14 protein-coding genes, 1 tRNA gene and 1 other annotated feature (1 of these 16 only partly in view) are annotated in these 21,437 nt (G+C 61.0%); of the genes, 5 read left to right on the top strand and 10 right to left on the bottom strand.

Annotated elements, in window-relative coordinates:
• Nucleotides 1-344: 344 nt before the first annotated feature.
• Both VH599_17195 and VH599_17200 read right to left on the bottom strand, forming a co-directional pair.
• Nucleotides 345-1,925 (bottom strand): sensor histidine kinase, encoded by a 1,581-nt coding sequence (locus tag VH599_17195; protein HEY7350058.1) that lies wholly within the window; start codon nt 1,923-1,925, stop codon nt 345-347.
• The gene (locus VH599_17200) at nt 1,925-2,638 is read right to left on the bottom strand and encodes a response regulator transcription factor (GenBank protein HEY7350059.1); all 714 of its coding nucleotides are present in this window, start codon (nt 2,636-2,638) and stop codon (nt 1,925-1,927) included. Before VH599_17200 ends, VH599_17195 begins: the two co-directional genes overlap by 1 nt.
• Nucleotides 2,639-2,875: 237 nt before the next feature.
• Here VH599_17200 and erpA point away from each other — a divergent pair, with 237 nt between their 5' ends.
• A complete protein-coding gene (erpA, locus tag VH599_17205; GenBank protein HEY7350060.1) occupies nt 2,876-3,280 on the top strand; it encodes an iron-sulfur cluster insertion protein ErpA in 405 nt (134 codons plus the stop codon).
• Between the two features lie 95 nt (nt 3,281-3,375).
• Here erpA and VH599_17210 read toward each other — a convergent pair whose 3' ends face one another.
• Genes VH599_17210 through VH599_17220 form a run of 3 tightly spaced genes read right to left on the bottom strand, consistent with a single transcriptional unit; the run spans nt 3,376 to nt 6,146 of the window.
• Nucleotides 3,376-4,164, bottom strand: a complete 789-nt coding sequence (locus tag VH599_17210) for an ABC-2 family transporter protein (GenBank protein ID HEY7350061.1) — start codon at nt 4,162-4,164, stop codon at nt 3,376-3,378.
• 1 nt (nt 4,165) lies between these two features.
• Nucleotides 4,166-5,014: an ABC-2 family transporter protein gene (locus VH599_17215; GenBank protein HEY7350062.1), complete on the bottom strand. Its 849-nt coding sequence runs from the start codon at nt 5,012-5,014 to the stop codon at nt 4,166-4,168.
• Between the two features lie 43 nt (nt 5,015-5,057).
• Nucleotides 5,058-6,146 (bottom strand): ATP-binding cassette domain-containing protein, encoded by a 1,089-nt coding sequence (locus VH599_17220; protein HEY7350063.1) that lies wholly within the window; start codon nt 6,144-6,146, stop codon nt 5,058-5,060.
• 601 nt (nt 6,147-6,747) lie between these two features.
• Between VH599_17220 and VH599_17225 the strand changes: the two genes are divergently transcribed.
• From VH599_17225 to VH599_17235, 3 genes are all read left to right on the top strand, one after another.
• Nucleotides 6,748-7,656: a CHRD domain-containing protein gene (locus VH599_17225; GenBank protein HEY7350064.1), complete on the top strand. Its 909-nt coding sequence runs from the start codon at nt 6,748-6,750 to the stop codon at nt 7,654-7,656.
• A gap of 196 nt (nt 7,657-7,852) precedes the next feature.
• Nucleotides 7,853-7,937: transfer RNA gene (locus tag VH599_17230), tRNA-Ser, on the top strand.
• 114 nt (nt 7,938-8,051) lie between these two features.
• On the top strand, nt 8,052-8,828 hold the full coding sequence (locus VH599_17235) for a DUF4388 domain-containing protein (protein HEY7350065.1): 777 nt from the start codon (nt 8,052-8,054) through the stop codon (nt 8,826-8,828).
• A 27-nt stretch (nt 8,829-8,855) separates the two neighbouring features.
• On the opposite strand, the gene glp is transcribed toward VH599_17235, so the two are convergent.
• The 4 genes from glp to VH599_17255 all read right to left on the bottom strand — a co-directional run bounded on the left by glp (nt 8,856) and on the right by VH599_17255 (nt 14,008).
• Nucleotides 8,856-10,070: a gephyrin-like molybdotransferase Glp gene (gene glp, locus VH599_17240; GenBank protein ID HEY7350066.1), complete on the bottom strand. Its 1,215-nt coding sequence runs from the start codon at nt 10,068-10,070 to the stop codon at nt 8,856-8,858.
• 119 nt (nt 10,071-10,189) lie between these two features.
• Nucleotides 10,190-11,386, bottom strand: coding sequence for a transposase (locus VH599_17245; GenBank protein HEY7350067.1), 1,197 nt, complete (start codon nt 11,384-11,386; stop codon nt 10,190-10,192).
• Nucleotides 11,387-11,724: 338 nt separating this feature from the next.
• On the bottom strand, nt 11,725-12,888 hold the full coding sequence (locus VH599_17250; GenBank protein ID HEY7350068.1) for a hypothetical protein: 1,164 nt from the start codon (nt 12,886-12,888) through the stop codon (nt 11,725-11,727).
• Between the two features lie 10 nt (nt 12,889-12,898).
• The gene (locus VH599_17255) at nt 12,899-14,008 is read right to left on the bottom strand and encodes a hypothetical protein (GenBank protein HEY7350069.1); all 1,110 of its coding nucleotides are present in this window, start codon (nt 14,006-14,008) and stop codon (nt 12,899-12,901) included.
• Nucleotides 14,009-14,524: 516 nt separating this feature from the next.
• On the opposite strand from VH599_17255, the gene VH599_17260 reads away from it, so the two are divergent.
• A complete protein-coding gene (locus VH599_17260; GenBank protein ID HEY7350070.1) occupies nt 14,525-19,318 on the top strand; it encodes a glutamate synthase-related protein in 4,794 nt (1,597 codons plus the stop codon).
• Between the two features lie 115 nt (nt 19,319-19,433).
• On the opposite strand, the gene VH599_17265 is transcribed toward VH599_17260, so the two are convergent.
• Nucleotides 19,434-20,822 (bottom strand): ammonium transporter, encoded by a 1,389-nt coding sequence (locus tag VH599_17265; GenBank protein ID HEY7350071.1) that lies wholly within the window; start codon nt 20,820-20,822, stop codon nt 19,434-19,436.
• A gap of 377 nt (nt 20,823-21,199) precedes the next feature.
• Nucleotides 21,200-21,437 (top strand) — a binding site (T-box leader) (it continues 26 nt past the right edge of the window).

Genomic DNA, 21,437 nt, shown 5'->3' on the forward strand with positions numbered 1-21,437 from the left:
TCGCCAGCGGGAGGAAATAGGTGAGCATCTCTATCCGTATACTATAGCATACGGCAGTGCTGGTGAGGGGAAAGGGAAGGGAGCGCAAAGAAGAGAAAAGGGGAGAAATGGGGAAGAGAAGTGTAGAAGGAAAAAAGAAGGGCGGTTCCTACCGAGCTGCCAGGGGTCCGAAGAGCGCCACTTGACGGTCAGTGGTGCTGCCGCTTGTTTGCCGCCTCGCCAACAACAAGCAGGCGCAGCTAAGTTCAGCATGAATCCCGCCCTGGTGATAGTGTAGCCGGAAGCGCCCCAGGACGCATCGGCAGAAATGCGTAACCTGTCCAGGTAATACGACTGATTGCCAGTCAGGCGCCTGTCGGCAGCGCCAGGCACACTTCAACCGCCGTTCCCTGGCCCGGCGTCGAGGTGATCTTGAGTTCCGCGCCCACCAGCCCGGCGCGCTCGCGCATCCCCAGGATTCCCAGGCTGCTGCTCCGGCGCTGTCTTGCTCTGGTCAGATCGAACGCCTGTCCGTCGTCCTGCACGCGGAGGCGCAGCAGCCCAGGCTCGTAGGCCAGCAGCACTTCGGCCTGGCTGGCCTGGGCATGGCGCCAGACATTAGAGAGCGCCTCCTGGGCGATACGAAAGAAGACGAGTTCTGCCTCGCCGGGGACTGCAAAAGAGGAACCCTCGATGCGCAGGGTGCAGGGCAGCCCTCGCTGAATGGCTCCCTCTGCCAGCCAGTCGAGCGCAGCCGCCAGACCCAGATCATCGAGGATGGATGGGCGCAGATCGCGGCAGGCGCGCCGCACGCTTTCCAGCGAGCGGTCTGCCAGTTCGCGCAGGTCTTCGACCCAGCGGGCGTCGTTTGCCTGGGCGCGCCCGGCGCTGCGCGAGTCGGCCAGGGCTTCCAGGCCGCGCGAGAGGGCGATCAGCGCCTGGGCCGTGTCGTCATGCAGTTCGCGCGACAGTCGCCGCCGCTCGTCTTCTTGCGCCCGAATAACCAGCGCGGCATAATCTTGTAGTTCCGCCTGGCGGCGGCGCGCCTGGCGCAGTGCTTGCAGGCTGGCGCGCAGTTCTTCGGTCTGACGCTGGAAGCGCAGGCTGACGATTGCCAGATAGTAGATGGCAAAGAGCGGCGCCAGGAAGAGTACCCAGGCTAATTCTGCCTCCAGATCATCCAGTTCCTCGACCAGCGGGAGCAGTGGCCCGATGCTCAAAAGCAGCAACTGAAAGCGCGCCGCAGGCGTTCTGAAATAGGCTGTCCAGTAACGCAGCGGGGATTTGCCAGGGCTTTTTGCCACCAGGGGTAATGCGATCGCGGGATAAAGGATGAGCATGACCATCGCTCCGACAGCCGCAGCGCCCAGCCTGATCTCAAATGGTGGATGATGGATTTGTTGTCCGGCTATCCAGACAAGCGCCGTATAGCATCCTCCGCCAGCCAATACCACTACCCCATTGGTTGCCACGCGATAGCTGGCTTCTTTGATTCCTCTGGTCTGTTGGGTTATGGCTATGATCTGCAAGAGGGTTTCGATGATGACGGCGGCCAGGACCGCCGTCTGTGCGCCCAGCAACACGGCGCACGCCAGATATAATGGGAGGGTGATCTGCGGCAGCGAGAAGCCCTGCCCATCTGGCGCAAATTGCGCCTGAAGATCAATTACCCGATTGCCGCCCAGCAAGGCGCGATAGGCTAGCCAGCGCGCGCCCAGTTCAACCAGCAAGATCAGCAGCGGGAAGATGAAGGCCGCGCGTTCCCCATAGGGCGCGACTGGTGGGAGATAGGTTTTCAGCGCCCAGGCAGCCAGAGCAACGATGAGCGATAACGATATGACTGTCACCAGCACTTGCTGTATGGTGTTTTGGGTGGTCTGGCGCGTTTCTGGCTGAGCCACGCTTTCTGTTTCTGGCGGCGCGTTCGAGGGCGCATGCACAGACATCAGGTATCCCCCTCAGTTTCCTCAAGACGAATCCAGCCACGTCGAAGCGCCTGTAAGACGGCCTCGGTTCGTGAGCCTACTTGCAACTTGCCGAAGATATTGCCGAGATGGGTATGGACGGTGCGCACGCTCAGGCCCATGCGCCGGGCAATTTCTTTGTTTGGCAGCCCACGCGCGGCTTCCCGCAGCACCTCCATTTCACGATCACTGAGCGCCGCTTCGGGGAGCGCGTTCGATGGCGTGCCGCCTGCCATGCGGCGCAGCACGCGCGCTGCTACGGCTGTGTCTAGAATTGGCTCCCCGCGATGCACCGCGCGCACAGCCTCAACCAGTTCGCGCCCATGAACGTTTTTCAACAGAAAGCCTGCGGCCCCTGCCTCCAGCAGCGCCATCACATATTGATCATCATCATAGGCGGTCAGCGCCAGCACGGCTGTTTGAGGGGAAAGCTGCTTGATGCTCCTGGTTGCCTCGATGCCATTGCCTCCAGGCATGGCGATGTCCATAATTACTACATCCGGGCGCCCCTGTTCGACGGCGGCAACCGCTTCTATGCCGCTGGCCGCCTCTGCGATCACCTGCACGTCAGACTCCGCTTCCAGCAGACGGCGCGTCCCCTCGCGTACCAGGGCGTGATCGTCTGCCAGCACGACACGAATGGGCAGTGGTTCTACCACGTCGTTTGCTTCCAATAAGAGATCGGGCTTATCCATCTGCGCCTCCGCGCAACAACGCCTGTTCATGTGGCGCTCGCTGACCCCGTATAGCCAGTATAGCACTCCTGGCGCTTTCGCTCCATCGGCAGATATACGTACAGCATAGTCGAAGCAAGGCGTCACGGCATTTGCTCGCTTGACGGATACCCCCCAGAGGTAGTATAATCTGGGCAAAGAGCAAGAAACGTTCTTTTAACCGATTCTGCCCTCAAACCGAAAGTGAGGTTGGTTTCCATGATTGAGCAGAAAGATACTGGCTCCGAAGTCGCTATCCCGTTGGTCACGTTGACTTCTGTGGCCGCTGAAAAAATTCGCGCGCTGCTGGAGCAGGAGGATGACGCTGAGCTGGGCCTGCGAGTTTTCGTTGCCGGTGGCGGCTGCTCTGGGCTGCAATATGGTATGACGCTCGACACTACCCAGGAGGGTGACGAGGTGGTCGAGGTGAATGGCGTGCGCGTCTTCATTGACGACATGAGCGCGACGTATATCGGCGGGGCCGAGATTGATTACCTTGACGGCCTGATGGGCGCTGGCTTCACCGTCAATAACCCTAATGCCGTCAGTACGTGCGGCTGTGGGCATTCCTTCAAGACAGCCGGTGACGGCGGCCAGGCCCGCGCGTGCGGCTGCGGCCACTAGACGCCCAGCGCATCAGAGAGAAGATCAGGGCGAAGACTGAGCAGCTATCCTCAGCCTTCGCCTCTTTTTGTCTCTAGAAGCGGTCCAGCAGCATGCTAGATCGCCTGCGCTCCCAGCTGGTTGCCGCTCTCGTAGCGGCGCAGCCCTCGATGAAACACCAGCCAGGCCAGCGTGGCAATGCCCAGCGTGAAGGCGAGCAGCCCTAGAAACAACGGCCAGCGGAAGGAGCGCAGCAGTTCCACCGGAAAGTACGAGATGAATCCGGCGGGCAGTACGGTGAACAGCAGCAGCTTTACCGCGCCGTGAAAAATGGCCGTCGGATAGGTGGCGAAGCTGATCAGCGCGCCCATGAGCTGCTGCGACAGCCCTTCGCTGTTGCCCAGCCAGAACGCCAGCGACCCCAGCAGCACCAGAAACGCTGTGAAGATGATAGCGACCATCAGCGCCAATGCCAGGTAGAGCAGGAAATCGAACGGTGATGGGCGAATGAACAGGATAAACACCGTTACGCCAAAGATCAAATCGCCCCAGGCGCTGGCGCTGGTGGCGCTGATCAGCACGTGCAGCAAGACGTTTTTGGGCAGCGTGAGGTAGCTATCCAGCGCGCCGCTGGTGATGACGTCTGCCAGGCGCTGCGCCCGTCCAAAGATGCCGGTTGCCAGGCCAAAGCCCGCCGTCGGAACGGCCCAGATGACGATGATGTCGCTGACCACCCAGCCCTGCACGACGGGATAGCGCCGGAAGAAGAGCCACCAGAAGCCCAGCCACAGCCCGTCGTTCAGGGCCATGCTGATGACCTGACTCCAGAATCCAGCCCGATATTCCATAGCCGCCTGCAAATTGGCGGAGAGATACCCGCCTAGAAAGCGCAGATAGCGTCGCATCTCAGCCTCCGTTGATATTCACGCGCCGCACCGCCAGCCGGTAGACGGCTGCCACGAGCAGCCCCAAAGCCGCCAGCGTCAGCCCTTGCTGCGCGAGTAGTCCCACGAATTGCCCCAGATCAAACTTGATGATCGTTCGCGCCGGGCCATAGAGCAGGGCTGCAAAGGGCAACGCCCGCGCAATGGACCCCAGCGGCTCCGGGAAGAGTTCCAGCGGCACCAGCACGCCGCCCAGCACCAGCACCAGCCGACTATAGATGAGCGCAAACGATTCGGTTTCTTCGGTCCAGAAGGCCAGCAAGCCGATGGCAAAGAGCGCCGAGAAATCAATCGAGATGGACAGAAAGATGACCAGCGGCCCTGCCAACAAGCCCCAGAACGATAGCGGCGGCGGCCCCACAAAGACCAGCGCCACCATACAGGCAATCACCCCGGATATTGCCAGGCGCACCACGCGATCACCCAGGTAGTACGCGTATTGATAGAAGACATAGCTACAGGGCCGCCCCAGCAGATAGGCCAGGTCTCCTGAGCGCACTTCGCCATCCACCCGGCGATTCAATGGCGACACGCTGGTGGCGAGCGTCTCCACCAGCGCCAGATACCAGATAATATCGCGGAGTGTAAAAGCGCCCAGGCGCCCGCCCGGCTGCGCGCTGTAGGTTGTTTCCCACAACTGGACGAAAATGACCATCAGGGCCACTACGACCACTGCCCGAAAGGCGATCTCGCTGATATAGGCGATGCTGCTCGCCAGGCTCATCCGAAAGATAGCCCAATATTTCCCTATCTGCCGCAGCCGTCTCGGCTTTTTTCGGGCTGGCCCGGCCATTCTGAAAGCCTGTGCCATAGTTGTTTCCTCTCTTAAGAGCCATATCCGCAGCCGCCGCTGGCTAGGGGGCGTTATCTCCATTCTGAGCGCCTGCTGCGCTGGAGGCAGCCTCTTTTGTTCCGTAAATCGTGGCGATGATCTCCTCCATCGGGGGATCGGCGATGTTCAAGTCCAGCACACGGTAGTTTCGCATCAATGCGCTCACCACCGGCTCGATGGGCTGCTGGCGCGTGTCTACTTCCAGCTTGACGCCGTGTCCCCTGGCTTTGACGACTCTGACCCCCTCGAACCCTTCCAACCCCATCAGGACCGCTCGCTGCCCGTGCGCGCCATTGTTTGCCGGTTCCCTCTGACCTTCCGGCGCGACCACTTCTTCCAGCAGCAGGTCTATGGTTTTACTTCTGAGGTATTCGCGTTTCAGCGTTGCCACCGGCGCATCGAGAATGATCTGCCCGTCGTTAATTACGATGGCGCGGCGGCAAACTTGCTCCACGTCGCCCGCGTCGTGCGAGGTCAGGAAGATGGTCGTCTGTTCTTCGGCGTTTAAGCGACCAATCAGGTCGCGCATACGCTGCTTGGCGATGACATCCAATCCGATAGTTGGCTCATCCAGAAAGAGTACCTCTGGCCCATGCAGCAGCGCGGCGGCCAGTTCGCAGCGCATGCGCTCGCCCAGGCTCAGCTTGCGCACCGGCGTCGTCAGGTAATCCTGAATCTCGAATGCCTCGACCAGAAACGTCAGGCGCTTTTGGAAGATGATCTCGTCCAGATCATAGATGCGCGCCAGCAGACGAAAGGTATCGCGCGGCGGCAGGTGGAACCAGAGCTGCGATTTTTGCCCAAAGACGCTGGCGATGCGATAGGAGAGCGCCCGGCGCTCGCGCCAGGGAACACAGCCCAGCACCCGCGCCTCGCCCATTGTAGGGTAGAGAATGCCGGTCAGCATTTTGATGGTTGTACTCTTCCCCGCGCCGTTTGGCCCGATGAAGGCCAGCATCTCGCCGCGCTCCAGACTGAAGCTAACGCCGCGCACGGCTTCGCGCACGCGGTAGACTGGCCGGAAGAGCGCGTGGACGCTGCCGCCTAAGCCAGCTTCGCGCTGGCGCGTGCGAAATTGCTTGCCTAAGCCATCTACCTCGACAACATTCATCGCTGGTTCCTCCTTTTGGCATATCCTGCCTGCTCCAATGCTCGCCACGAATCCCCTGGAAAAACAGGCGGGGTACGCAGCCCTTATCTGGACTCGTACCCCGCCGGAGATCGCTCTGTTTAGGATCATGGTCTAACCGTCATCTATTCCTGAGATGGCTGGCTCCCTGGAGGCACGACGCAGCGCGTAAAAGGGCATAACGCCCTCAATAGTAAGGGCGCTATAGCACTTGCCCGACACCATAGCGCAACAGGAGGTGAAGCTGGCGTGAACCGCTTCATCTCGGTGATACTGCGCTGCTTGTCGTGCTGACTCGGCTGTCATCGTGGGCCACCATTTCAAAAGAAACATAAAACCCGCACGCTTCTGTGAGCCACAGGCGCCATTGCGGGTGGTTATTTTCAAGTGTACTGTGAAATTGGTGTTTTGTCAATCCTCTCAGGAGGATACCTCATCCATTTCCACTCACCAGGAAAGATTCCCCCACCGTCTTATCCGCGATATGATCTTTATTCTTCTTAGTTTTGGCGCGAATAGTTGGTCTCAATCTTGAAGAATTTTTCGCAGATCACCGGCAAACCAACGTTAGAAAGGCAAGGCGATGGTTCATAAATCGCGTTTTACACGCAGCGTCAGGAGCACTGCTGTACTGGGAGCAGCCATCGTGCTATTTCTGGGCGGATGTGGCGGGATAGCGCGTGGCGCTGCCTTTCAGCCGACGGGTACCGCGCCACCGCCAACGGCTACCACGACACCTAGCGCCGTTGGCAATGCATTCATGGCGCCTCAACCCAATGGTTCAGCAGAACTCACCTGGGATCCCGGCAATGACCACACCTTGACGGTGGCGCTTTCACTGGCTGGCCTGGCTCCCATGAATCCAGGCAGCTATCCCAGCGCCCCGTATCCCGCTACGCTCGGCTCTGGAGACTGCCAGCACCAGGGGAGTATGCTGCATCAGTTGGCAGCCGTCACGGCGGATCGATACGGCGCAGGCTCCAGCGCCACGACCATCAAGGGGATAGCGGGCGGCATCCCGGCCAGGGATTGGTATATCGCTCTCCACGCGCCCGCAGCAGGCAATCAGGGGGCTTCGCTGGCGTGCGCAAACGTCATCAACCCCAAGCCTTCCACTACAGAAAAGCAATCGGTGAAGGCGCGGCTGCGTGGTGTGCCTCATGAGCAAGGCGGGGAGGGAGCGCATGGGAAGGCGCGTCTGAGCCTCTCTGGCACGACCTTGACCGTGACCCTCTCATTAGTTGGTCTGGCCCCAGGAAGTCACCACGATGCTCATATTCATTCTGGTAGCTGCGCAAAGCAGGGGCCGGTAGTGCATCCGCTGGAAACGGTGGTGGCTGATTCTTCTGGTCGCGCGCAGGTCGTGACGACCATTCAAGGAGTGCAGGCCATCTCCGACAACTGGTATATCCACGTCCACAACGGTACGGACCTTAAAACCCAGGCCGGATACCAGCCGATTGCCTGCGGAGATGTTTTCGTCAGGTCGTGACCACGTGTATGAGCGCATAAAGCCCTGGTCAAGCCTTACTGGCCGGCGTCAGCGGCCCCTGGCAGAAGGGATAGGCAGGGATAGCACCTGTAATATATCTCTTCTGGCAGGGGTTCGCCAGTCTTGTATAGACGAGTTGAGGCATATTGTGAACCCTTGACACAACGCAAAGCCGATGCTATGCTACTTTCGTACTGGAGGGATGGCAGAGTGGTCGAATGCGGCGGTCTTGAAAACCGCAGAGGTGCAAGCCTCCGGGGGTTCGAATCCCTCTCCCTCCGCCGCGCGCGCAAAGCGCCTCTTTTGTTCCCGACTGATGATCCTGGCTAAACTATGACGCGCTGGGTATTGGCCCTTCTGGTTGAGTTGCTTTGCCACCAAAGATAGGAGCTATCATGACCCTCGCAGGCACACTTCAAGAGACGAACCTGGAGGATGTGCTGCGCTTGATTGATGAGCAACGAGGCGCTGGCTTGTTGATTGTCAGGTATGGCAATCTGGCTGCTGAACTCTATCTGAAGGCGGGCCAGGTGCTGTGTGTCCAGCGGAGCGGTGTCGGCCAATCCTTTAGCGAGCGACTGGTGAATGCTCGCCTTGTCACCCCGCAGCAACTCGGCTATGTGCGCGCACTCTATCAGGAAAAGCCGATTAACAGCGAAGTGGACCTGGCGCGCGCGCTGCTGCAATGCAACTATCTCACCGAGCGGGAGCTGCGCGATTGGGTGGCCGATGATGCTGTTGAGCTGCTGGTGGTGGCGCTTAGTTGGGATGGTGGCGAGTTTGAGTTTGTAGAACATGAGGCGCCGCTGCCGGGGCGGATGGTTATCACCATTCCGATCAGCGCGGTGCTGGAAGAGGCTCTGCGCCATCTTGCTGAACGACGGCAGCGCGTTTCTGCCACCAGGATGGCGGTGACGCTTGATCTCGTTCTCGACTTTGCTGAAGAGGCGCGGCCAGCCGCCAATGGAAAGGTCCAGATTACCCCGGATCAGTGGCGGTTTCTGACGGCTATCAACGGTAGGACTCCGCTTTGGGAGGTGTGCCGACAGTTACGCCTTTCAGAGTCAGGGGCGCTGCGTCTGGCTTCCGAGCTACTTTCATCAGGTGTGCTGGTGGTAAACGGCCTGCAACGGGATACCGCTGGCAGAGCGGCTGGTCCAGCAGCAGATTAGGAATCCGTATCATCCCCTCACCAGAGCTTAATCCAGGCCCTCCACGAGGAGCATAGCCTGCACCATCTCGCCTGGCTGCATGGGTGGGCTGTTTTCAGGAATGACCAGCAGCGCGTTTGCGCCCAGCATCGAGGTGAGGATGTGGGAACCCTGTGGGCCGGTGGTCCTGGCGACAAAGCCGCTTTCTTGCAGTTCCACCCGCGCGCGCACGTAATGGCGGCGGCCTCCGCTCTCAGGGACGCTGTCGAGCAGGCGCGCCTGAACTCTCGGGCGCAAAAGCTGGGCAAATCCCTGCATCTTGCGCAGCGCCGGGCGGGCGAAGAGTTCGAGCGTGACGGCGGCTGAAACCGGGTTGCCGGGGAGTCCCAGCAGCGGCGTGCCGCCGAGTCTGCCAAACGCCAGCGGCTTGCCGGGCCGCAGGTTGACGCGCCAGAACTCGATCACGCCTTGCTCGCGCATGATGTCTTTGACCAGATCGTAGTCGCCAACCGATACGCCGCCTGAAGTGATAATCAGATCGGCCTCCTGGGCGGCCTGGAGTTTGGCGCGCAGTTCCTCTACCTGATCGTGGGCGATGCCCAGCGGGCGTGGGATGCCTCCGGCGCGCGCGACTGCCGCCGCGATGAGATAACTGTTGCTGTTGCGAATCTGGCCGGGGCGGAGCGCCTGGTGAATCTCTACCAGTTCATCGCCGGTTGCCAGAATGGCGACTACCGGGCGGCGGTAGACAACCACCTCTGAGACGCCCAGCGAGGCCAGTACCCCAATCTCAGCGGGGCCAAGAAGGGCGCCTTCTTCAAGCACACGGGTTCCACGTCGAATATCTTCGCCAGGATAGCGTATATTATTCCCCTGGGCTACGGGGTTCTCTACCTCTACCCAGCCCGCACCCGTTTGCGTCAGTTCTTGCTGAATGACCGCATCGGCCCCCGGCGGCACAGGCGCGCCGGTCAAGATGCGCATCGCTTCGCCTGGACCAATCGGGCGTTCGGCAACCTGGCCGGCCTGGACGATGCCCGCCAGCCACAAACGTCGCGGCTGCTGCTGCGAAGCCTCCTGGGTATCGCTGCTGCGCAGGGCATAGCCATCCATAGCCGAATTGGCGAAAGGTGGTACCTCTTCCTGGGAAGCAATCGCTTGCGCCAGCACGCGCCCTGACGCCTCGGCAAGCGGCGTCTTCTCAGGCTCCAGGCGTGTTATTTCAGCCAGAATGCGATCCAACGCGACTTCAACCCGCAGCATAGCAGCCTCCGTTTGTTTGACCAATGCCCCAGGCTCTGTTTCAGCCTGAGAGGTGTTCAATCCGATCCCTATCAATCTCTATTGACACTCCCCCGCTTAAAAGCTGGGGGATTCTTCCTTCAGCCAGCGAACTTAACAGACCGCAAGCGCTTGCGGTTGCCAGAGGTTCCCTGTCCAGAAGCGTTTTGCTCTGCCGAAGCAGAACCCGTTCCCGCCTGCCCGGCGGTACGGAGAGCAGCATCTAGGATGTTGAGGGCAGCATCATGATCGCGGTCAAGGACCAGTCCACAAGTTGGACACACGTGGGTACGAGTCGAAAGACTCTTCTGGACCCGGAACCCACAGCCAGAGCAATCCTGCGTGGTGAAGCGTGGGGAGACGGCCACCACGGGAATGCCATGCAGGGAGCCATAGTATCTGAGCCAGCCCAGGAACAGCCCCCAACTGGCATCGCTGATACTCTTGGCAAGATGGTGGTTCTTGACCAGGCGGGTGATCGAGAGCGCTTCGTAGGCAAGGAAATCGCTAGATTTCACCAACGCACCCGCTTGTTTGCAAGCGAAGTCTTTACGTTGCCTGCTGACCTTGAGATAGCCTTTCGCCAGACGTTTGATGGCTTTCTTCCGGTTCTTGGAGCGCTTGACCGTGCGCGAGACGCGCCGATGCAGGCGCTTCAGTTTGGTTTCGGCCTTGCGGAGATACCGAGGATTGGCAACCTGTTGGCCGTCCGAGTCGGTGTAGAAGGCTTTCAAGCCCACGTCAATACCGACCTGCTTCCCGGTTGGCTCGTGCGTGATCTGCCTTGCTGCCCCTACTGCAAACTGCACATAATAGCCATCGGCTCGACGCAGCAGGCGCACGCGCTTGATTTGGCTCATGGGAAACGTCTCGATAGCGCGCGTGCCAATGAGCCTGAGCGTGCCAATGCCGTGTCCATCGGTGAAGGTGAGCCGCTTGCCGCCTGGTTCCAACTTCCAGCCAGAGGTTTTGTACTCAACGGAACGGTTATCCTTCTGGAAGCGCGGGTAGCCCTTCTTCCCTGGCTTCTTCTGTTTGCAGTGCTCGTAGAAGCGGCTGATAGCGAACCAAGCCCGGTCTGCTGCCGCCTGCCGAGCCATCGAATTGAGGCGAGCCGCAAAGGGGAAGTCTTTCGCCAACTGAGCGCAGAGGGCTTGCAAGTCGTTCTTGCCCACGCCGCGCCCATCCATCCACAGGCGCAGCGCCTTGTTGCGCACAAACTGCGTGGTACGGATGGCTTCATCAATCGCGGCGCGCTGTGTTTTGTTGACCCTGAGCTTGTACTCCAGTATCAGCATGTATCCCCTGTTGGCGTGCTGCCTCACGAATCAGCATCTCTAGCACCGCAGTGCGAGCAATCCCATGCCGGGCTGCGAGCGCAGAGAGCAAGGACCAGGCTTCTTCAGAAAGGCGAAAGTTTTTGGATTGTTTCATGTCAACAGTATATGATATTGCAGTTACGTTGTCAATACCTTAGCGTTTGGGCCATGCATCCCCCGACTAAAGATCGGGAGCTTTCTGGCTGGTTTTCTGTAAGAGCATGATACTGCGAGAGGGTATCAAAGGTCAAAAAAAGCGCCAGCCGCAGGTCATCTTGCGGCTGGCGCTCGGAGAGATGGGCCTTGAAGCGCGGAGGTTAGCCAGTGAAGACGCGGAAGATTTTGCGGATCAATCCTTGATCCTCGCCCTCTTCCTCCAGGTCTTCGACTTCTACGTCGTCGAGTGAATAGCGTGGGTCAGGGCGCGGCTGATCCTGCGCGCCCCAACTCGCTCCACCGGATGGCCGGGGTTTCTGGGCGGCGGCATAAGGCTGCTGCGCCAGCGAACCTGATCCTCCTGGCTGCTGGGGTCGTGGCGCTGGCATGGGCTGATCGGGCCGCCGCTGGGCCGTTGGAGACGCGCCTCCTGCTGAATGTCCACCCGGCGCAGGCTGTTGTGGGGCAACCGTCTTTGGCGCGGGCACAGCAGCAGGCGTTGGCCGTGTGGGCGTGTCGGGAATGCTTCCTGACATTGCTGCTGGCCGCCCAGGCGTCTGAGCAGCAGGCGCAGCCTGGCGTGGTGGCGCTTCTGGTCGTGGCGCAGACGGAGAGAGCGGCGCTGTTTCCAGCTTGCCGATCTGCTCAGGGGCAGTCGGAGCGGGCTGGGCTATGCTTGGCACCGGCTGGGTAGATAGTTCGGTGGCTGCCTGCGCGCGAGGGGCCGCCGCTGGTTTGGGCGCGGGCGGCTCAGTGCGCTGTGGTGGAGAAGCCGGGCGCGCAGGCGGCGCAGCAGCGACGCGCTGCTGTCCAGGCGGTTCTTTCTTGGCTCCGCTGGCCGCCGCCAGATCGGAGGGGCGAATGGCGCGCATTGGCCCTGTCCCGCCGCCCTGAAGCGAGAACATGCGCTTGCTGGCATGCAGGCGGGCCGCGTCAATCCAATCGTAGGCGCCGATGAGAGCGTGTTCGCACCAGCCGGGGTAGTCTGTTGGCGCCAGGCCAGCGCGCTCGAAGTAGTCGAGGCGGTGCATAGTTAGCACCAGCCACTCTTCTCCTTTGCCCACCAGGCGGTCAAGCAGATCAACATCGGAGACTTTGTTTGACTGGAGGCGGCGCATCGAGTCGAGTTCAGCCGAGGAGGGCTTAAAGAGCGCCTCTTGCTTGTCGTTCTCTTCTAGCTCGGCGCGCAGCTTGGCAATCGTCTCATCGAGCTGGCGTGTCGCTCTATCAACGTACCAGGTCATGTAGCTATCGGCCACTTGCTGTAGCGCCCCCAGCGGGATCTGTTCGTAGAGTTGGGTGATTGCTGTTGCGTCGGAACTCATATGTATCCCCCTAGCTCTGCTGGCGCCAGCGTTGCCACCAGCGCTCTACGGATTCATGAAGGCGCATATCTTCTTCGTTTTCAAATGGCAAAGAGACGCTGAATCGCTGCTTGTTGTCGCCCTCATCCGACTGGTCTTCGGCCTTCTCGTTTTCCTGGTTGATTTCCATGCTTTTGAGCCACTGAGGCACGATGAGGCGTGGCTCGGTGTAGCCTTCGGTGGGGCGTGATGCGACCAGTTCATCGGTGTCTGAACGCTTTTTCTCAACCCGCGCAGCGCCCTCGGCGCGCGCGGTTAATTCGGCGGTGGCAATTGCTTCGACGCCGACGGCAACCGAACCGGAGGCAGGCTCTGATGCTGCCTTTTGTGGTTCAGGCGCGCCCCTCGATTCGCCCAGTAATGCGTTCAGCGCAGATGACCCTGTTGAGGCTGGTTCTGCCAGTGGCGCGGTGGGCAGCGTGGTGATGGGCAGCGGCGCCTCTCCTCGTGTCAGATTTGGCCCCTGGCTGGCAAGTAAGTTGAGCGCCTCTAATGGGTCGGCTGGCGAGTTCTCTGCCTGCGCGAGCAGTTGTTCCAGCAGGGGGTCAATGGTGTCTGCTTTCGCTGGCGCTTCAGCGCGCGGCTTTTCCGCTGGAGCAGGTGGAATGATCGGCTTCTCTGCGATATTTTTAGGAGGAGCCGCCGGTGTCGCCATTGGCTTTGGCTTCATGGGGTCGGCTATTGAGGCTGCAATAGGGGCTGCCATCGGGGGGGCCGGTTTTGCGGATACTCTCTCCTCCTGAGTTGGCGCTTCTGGCTTGCTGGCCTGCGGGACTGGCCTGCCCGTTATTCCTGACGCTGCCTGGGTGGCGCTCGCCTGGCCTATGCCCCCAGTCGTTGGAACGCCGGTTGTGGAGCCGCCGTTGCGGCCAGCCCTGGCTGCCGATGCCTCAGATGCTTTGGTGAGAGCCGCCTGTCCGAGCAGCGCCGCGATAACTGGATTGGAAATATCTGGTAGAGGGGTCTCTTTGGGGGGCGCCAGTTTTAGCACCCGTTCACGCTCCGCCTCGTGGGCAGCGATTTCGTCACGCAGCCGCGCGCCCACTTCCTGGTGATGGAGCCATTGTTTATACTTGCCCATACTCACCGCCTTACTTGAACGTTACCGCGCTTCCAACCTGATGGGGCGCGGTTCACCTCATCCCTGGATTAGCCTGGAGAAAGTCAGGCCCATATATTTGCCCGCAGGCTCAGCGCAGTATACCATAGGCTCGCTGTGTCAACAACCGGAATAGCCCGAATGGGGGGGCATGCCGGAGGGGAAATTGCCTCAGACGGCTGTCAGGGATTGACAGGAGAGCATTTTCCATGTACAACATGTTATACAAATAGAGCGCACCACCGACTCCAGGTGATTGCCAGGGGCTGCTGATGGCCCCTGTCCCCAGGTGCGATACAGGGCGTTGCGGCCTTTCGCGCTGGCATGGTTCCACCTGCCGGTGTGAAAGGCTTTTTGTGTTTCCAGCGCCGGGAACCAGGACGCCGCTCCAGGAAGGTCATGGTTGTGAGCAGGGCTTCTCTTGCCAATTCGCTCCTATGACCCATCTTCTCTGAGGCAACATTCACCACTGGAAGCTGCTATTACTAGGAGGTTTGAATGGACCAGAGTCAGGCGTCTGTGGCGCAGAGGCGCCAGGGTTCAATCAGTTCTTATCTATCCCTGTCATCCTGCGGCGATCAATCATCCCCCGCTGCTGATCTATCGCCGTGTCGAGATTATCCCTTGTATGCTCCTCAGTTTGAGCATGACGCCTGCGGCACAGGCTTTGTGGCGAACCTTACGGGATTACGCGAGCATCGCATTCTCACCGCCGCGCTGGAGGCGCTGATGAACCTGGCGCATCGCGGCGCGCTGGACGCTGACGACGAGACCAGCGATGGTGTGGGAATGATGACGCAGCTTCCCTACCGTCTGCTCAATGCCTGGCTGGCAGAGCAGGGTTTGCCGCCTGTGGCCTGGCAGAGCCTGGCGGTGGGCATGGTTTTTCTGCCCGGGGACGATGAGGCCGCCGCGCAGGCGCGTGAGGTTATGCGCGATGCGCTTGAACGTCGGCGGGCATCGGTCCTGGGCTGGCGTGTTGTGCCGGTCAATCCTGAGAGATTGGGCGCGGCTGCGCGGCGAACGTGTCCACGGATCGAGCAGGTGCTGGCGCTGCGGCCAGACACCGCGACACCGGACGACTTCGAGCGGCTGCTGTATCTGGCGCGGAAAGAAACCGAGTCCCGACTGGCCGCCGCCGGAGTGAGCGATGTCTATATCGCCTCGCTTTCAGCACGTACCCTGGTCTACAAGGGTTTGCTGACGGCAGCCAATCTGCCACGCTTCTACCTGGACTTATGCGATCCACGCTTCGAGAGCGCGCTGGCCCTGTTCCATCAACGCTACAGCACCAACACGTTCCCAAGCTGGCGGCTGGCTCAGCCTATGCGTCTGCTGGCGCACAACGGCGAGATCAACACCATACAGGGGAATCGGAATTGGATGGCGGCCCGCGAAGCATCGAGCCTGGCGAACCATTGGGGCGATGAGGCTGGCTGGCTGCGTCCGATCATTGATCCTGGCGGCAGCGATTCTACCAGCCTGGATAATGCGCTGGAGCTTCTGATACGCTCAGGGCGCTCGCTGCTCCAGGCGCTGGCCTTGCTGGCTCCTGAAGCATGGGAGGGACGCAGCGACCTGGCTCCACCTATACGCAGCTTTTTCCAGGCGCAGGCGCCGCTGATGGAGCCGTGGGATGGCCCGGCGGCCCTGGTCTTCAGCGATGGAACCCTGGCAGGCGCGGCGCTGGACCGCAACGGTCTGCGCCCTTTGCGCTATGTCATTACGGGCGATGGTCTGGTTGCGCTTGGCTCCGAGGTCGGTATCGTGCATCTTGACGAGGCGCAGATTGTCGCCAAGGGACGCCTGGGTCCAGGCCAGATGCTGGCTGTTGATACGGCGCGTGGTCTGGTGCTGGATAACCAGCAGATCAAGGAGGAACTGGCCGGTCTTGAGCCGTATGCCGCCTGGGTCGAGCGCCATCTCATCCCCGTTTCAGTCGCGGCGAAAGAGGAGGGCGGTGGAGCGGTTGCCAAGCGCCCGATCCCTGATGACCTGCTGGAGCAGCAGGCGCTCTTTGGCTACAGCCACGAAGATATAGAGCTAGTGCTGCGTCCGATGGCGCAGGAGAGCGCGGAGGCGACCTGGAGCATGGGCGACGATACCCCGCTCTCGATCTTCTCCCAACAGCCGCGCTCCCTTTCGACCTATTTCAAGCAGCGTTTTGCGCAGGTGACGAACCCTCCCATTGATTCCCTGCGCGAACAACTGGTGATGTCGCTGACGACCTATCTTGGGCCACGCAGCGATGCGCTTGCCAGCAGCGAACCTGCGGAGACGCTGCTGCACCTCCCCTCTCCGCTGCTCGATGACGCGGCGCTGGCCGCTGTGCTGGCCTCGGCCCGTACCCATCAGATAGCAGTAAATCGTGTTCAGACTGTCTACGCGCTCGCTGCGAGCGATCCTGATGATGAGGATAAGGGCCGGACCCTGCGCTGCGCATTAGACGGTCTGGAAGAACAGGCGGTTGCCGCCGTTCGCGCGGGAGCCGGTATCCTGCTGCTCAGTGACCGCGCCGCGCCGCCTGACAACGTTCCTATGCCGATGCTGCTGGCGCTGGCGGCGGCGCATCACGCGCTGGTGCGCGCTGGCTTGCGGCTGCGGGTGGGGCTGGTAGTTGAGACTGGCGCTGCCTGGGACGCGCATCAAATCGCGCTGCTCGTCGGCTATGGGGCTAACGCGGTCTTGCCCTATCTTGCGCTGGCGTCAGTGCGCGCTCTGGCAGGCAGCCGTGGGTTGGAGAATATGACGCTGCATGAGGCTGAGGGGCGCTATCGCCATGCCATTGAGAAGGGGCTGCTGAAGGTGATGGCACGCATGGGGCTTTCGGCGCTGGAGAGTTATCTGGGCGCGCAGCTTTTTGAGTGTCTAGGTGTCGCTGGCGAACTGGTAGAACGCTACTTCCCCGGCACGCCCTGGGCTTTGGGTGGGCTGACGCTGGCTGATTTACACCGGCAGGCCCGCGCCCAACACGCTGAGGCTAAGCGACTTGCTGCGCTGCGGGCTGCCGCTCAGGCAGATGGGCAACCTGGCGCTGATCAGGGGGCGCGCGAAGGCGAAAGAAGGTCTGGCGCGATCCGCCCGCGCCTGGCTGATCGCGGATATGTGCGCTTCCGCCGCGATGGGGAATACCACGCGGCGAACCCGCAGGTGGTCAAGGCGCTGCAACAGGCGGTTGATAGCGGCAAACAGAGCGATTACCAGCACTATAGCAATCTGGTCGCCAGCCGCCCAGCGACGGCTATCCGCGATCTACTGGCTTTTCGGCCCGGCCAGCCGATCCCAGTAGAGGAAGTTGAGCCTGCGGAGGCGATCATTCGGCGTTTTGTGAGTACCGCGATGTCGCTGGGCGCGCTCAGCCCGGAAGCGCATCTGACGCTGACGCTGGGGGTCAATCGCGTGGGCGCGCGCAGCAATACCGGCGAAGGCGGAGAAGACCCCGATTGGTACACCGGCACGCGCGACGGGGTTTCGACGAACAGCCGCATCAAGCAGGTGGCTTCGGGTCGTTTCGGGGTCACGGCTGCCTATCTGGCCCATGCCGAGGAATTAGAGATCAAGATGGCCCAGGGTTCCAAGCCGGGCGAGGGCGGGCAGTTACCGGCGCGCAAGGTGACAGATTTGATCGCGCGCCTGCGCCATACTGCGACGGGCATCCCGCTGATTTCGCCGCCGCCGCATCACGATATTTACAGCATCGAAGACCTGGCCCAGTTGATCTACGATCTGAAGCAGGTGAATCCGCGCGCGGCGGTTGGCGTGAAGCTGGTTTCCGAGCGCGGCGTTGGGACTGTGGCGGCTGGCGTTGCCAAAGCGCACGCCGATTATATCCTGATTAGCGGGCATGATGGCGGGACCGGCGCTTCCCCACTGAATTCGATCAAGAACGTTGGCAGCCCCTGGGAACTGGGACTGGCGGAGGCCCAGCAGGTGCTGCGCATGAATGGGCTGCGTGGCCGCGTCAGGCTGCGAACAGATGGCGGCCTGAAGACCGGGCGCGACATTGTGATGGCGGCCATGCTGGGCGCTGACGAGTTCGGCTTTGGCGCCGCCGCGCTGATTGCGCTGGGCTGCGATATGGCGCGTCAGTGCCATCTGGATACCTGCCCAACCGGCATTGCCACGCAGCGCGAAGACCTGCGCAAACGCTTTACCGGCAAGCCGGAACAGGTCGTCACGTTCCTGCGCCTCATTGCTGAAGAGGTACGCGAAATCCTGGCTGGCCTTGGTTTTCGCAGGCTCGATGACGTTATCGGGCGGGCAGATTTGCTCATCGCCTCGAAGGAGGGAGCCGCTGAAGCCAGGGCTACCCCTCTGCCGACACTCGACCTGGACGCCCTGCTTGCCAGTGGCCCGGCTGATACGCCCCGCCGCTCTACCCCTGCGGAGCAGGTTGTATCGCTGGCAGGCGGCAAGCCGCTGGATGAAGAAGAGCTGCTGAACGATGCCCTTCCGCTGCTGGCGCGCGGCTATGGGGTGCTGGTCCATGAGCACATTCATAACGCGCATCGCACCGTAGGCGCTGGCCTGGCGGGCGAGATTGCGCGCCGCTGGGGCGATAGTGGCCTGCCCGCTGGCAGCATCACCTGCCACTTCACCGGCAGCGCCGGACAGAGCTTTGGCGCGTTCTGTGTGCCAGGGCTGCGCCTGATTCTGGCGGGCGACGCCAACGACTATGTGGCGAAGGGTATGACGGGTGGGCAGATCATCGTGATGCCCCCGCCGCATCACCGTTTCAATGCTCAGGAGCAAATTATCGTCGGCAATACCGTTCTCTACGGCGCGACGGGAGGACTATTGCTGGCTCGTGGACGCGCCGGAGAACGCTTCGCGGTGCGCAACAGCGGGGCGGTTGCCGTCGTGGAGGGCGTAGGCGATCATGGCTGCGAGTACATGACCGGCGGTGTGGTGGTGGCGCTGGGGCCGACGGGACAGAACTTTGGGGCTGGAATGTCTGGCGGGATCGCCTATGTCTATGACCGGGAGCAGCGTCTGCCCGATCATCTGAACCCGCAGATGGTGCGGCTGGAGCGCATAGAGAGTGATGCGGAAGCCGCCGATCTGGAGGCGCTGATTCGCCATCACGCGCAGGTGACGGGGAGCGATCTCGCGGCCTCCCTTCTGACCGGCTGGCAGGATGCCCTGGCCGCGTTCTGGCGGGTTGTTCCTGAAACAGCGACGGAGGCGGCGCGGCCTTTGCAGACGGTGGTATCCGGCCTGCAACTCGCGCCGGGCGCGCCGCCCTACGCATTGGGAGAACGTGTGGCTGCTGTGAGAAGGATGACTGGCTGATGATGAAAACCCTGTTGAAGCGTTGTCACCTGTAGCGCCAGCCGCCGTCCCTGGCGAACCGTTCGCCGCCAGGGACGGCGGCGGTACACGCAAGAGGCCGCTGCGTGCAGCGCCGCTACAAGCGATAGCCTTCTTCCCCGTGGACGGCCAGATCAAGTCCTTGCGCCTCTTCCTCGCTTGAGACGCGCAGTTTCATGGGAGCGAGTAATTTCAAGAGGATGAAGGTGATGCCAAACGAGTAGGTCAGGCTGACCGCAACTGCGAGGATCTGTACCCAAAGCTGTCCAGGGTTGCCGAAGAGCAGCCCATTATTGCCCGCGCTGTTAATGGCTTTTTCGGCAAAGACACCAGTGAGAATAGCGCCCGTGACGCCGCCCATTCCGTGCGCTGCCCACACATCGAGCGTATCATCAACGCGCATACGTTTGTTGCGCAGCAGAAGCATGAGATAGGTCACAACCCCCGCGATGATCCCGATGGCGATGCTTGCCATCGGCCCTACAAAGCCGCTGGCCGGTGTGATCGCTACCAACCCGCAAACGGCCCCGGTTGCGGTTGCCATCGCGCTTGGCTTCTTGTTTTCGGCCCAACTGAGGACCATCCAGGTCAGCGCGCAGGCGGCGGCTGCGGTATTGGTCACGACAAAGGCGCTTACGGACAACGGGGAGGCGGCCAGAGCACTGCCCGCGTTAAAGCCAAACCAGCCAAACCAGAGCAAGGCCGCGCCGAGCAGGACGAAGGGGACATTGTTCGCGGCGATTGGCTGCCCTGGCCGATACTCGCGCCTTTTGCCAATCACGATGGCTGCGGCTAAGCCTGCAAAGCCCGCGCTGATATGAACGACGGTCCCTCCGGCGAAATCGAGCGCCCCAAGGCTGTGCAGCCATCCGCCCGCGCCCCAAACCCAGTGGGCGATGGGGTCATAGACAAGCGTGGACCAGAGAATGATGAAGAGGACCAGCGTGCGGAAACGCATGCGCCCGACAAACGAGCCGATGACGAGCGCGGGCGTGACAATCGCAAACATGGCCTGGAAGATCATGAAGGCAAGCTGTGGGATGGTTCCGGCATAGCTGGCGTTGGGCGCATAGCCCACGCCGCGCAAGCCGAAGAAGTTGAGTCCGCCGATGACGCCGCCCATATCGTTGCCAAAGACGAGGCTGTAGCCAAAGAGCACCCATTGGATGCTGACAATTCCAAGGATGAGCAGCGATTGTTTGATCAGGCTCACCACATTTTTGCTGGAGACCATGCCTCCATAGAAAAAGCCGACGGCTGGAGTCATGACCATCACCAACGCGGCTGCCGCCAGAACCCAGGCGGTATCCCCGGCGTTGATGGCTTTGGGATCATAGGCTCCTGCGGATGCTCCGCCGAACCAGGTGGTTGCATAGCCAATAGCCCCGCCAATCACGAAGAGGAGGAGGACTTTCAGCCGGAAGGCGCGGTTGTAGATAAGGGGCATCCTGGGTGCAGGGGGTCGCGCTGCTTCAATTGTCGCCATCTGTTGTCACCAACCTTCTACCTGTCTGGGGTCAACGGGTTTCTTGCCTGACTGACCCCTGCTGACCGACGATAAAAGAGCGTCCTGTGACTCATTTCGTCTTTGAGGAGAAAAAAACCGCCCCTGGTATGCAGGACTGCCTGCATACCCGCGCCAACGCGGTGGGCCTCCGTCGGTGGAGAAGGGTGTGTGCTAGGGGAAGTGGCCTTTGTGTATTCTGCACACATAATTAGGGTAAACGATGCTGGCTAAGCCGTCAACCGTCAAATTATCCAGCCCTGGAGGTGAAATATCTGTGCATTCTGCACAAATATTCTGGCAAGGCGACCCTTGACACGCAGAGACGCTATCGGCTACAGTATAGAACGTTCACAAGAGAGAAAACGCTAAAGGGGAAGAGTACCCGGACAATCACCAGCAGAGACCAGGCGGTTGGTGCAAGCCTGGAGGTTGAGGCCCGGCGGAAAAAGGCCCCTGAGTGTGGGAAGAACGAGGGTACAGACCCTTTAGTAGACCCCACCGGCTGCCACCGTTACCCGGCTAGAGTGTGTTGGCACTCGAAGAGGCTTTGCGCCGCGAGGCGCAGGCGAATGAAGGTGGTACCACGACCAGGCG

The organism is Ktedonobacterales bacterium (genome assembly GCA_036557285.1).
Taxonomy (GTDB): domain Bacteria; phylum Chloroflexota; class Ktedonobacteria; order Ktedonobacterales; family DATBGS01; genus DATBHW01.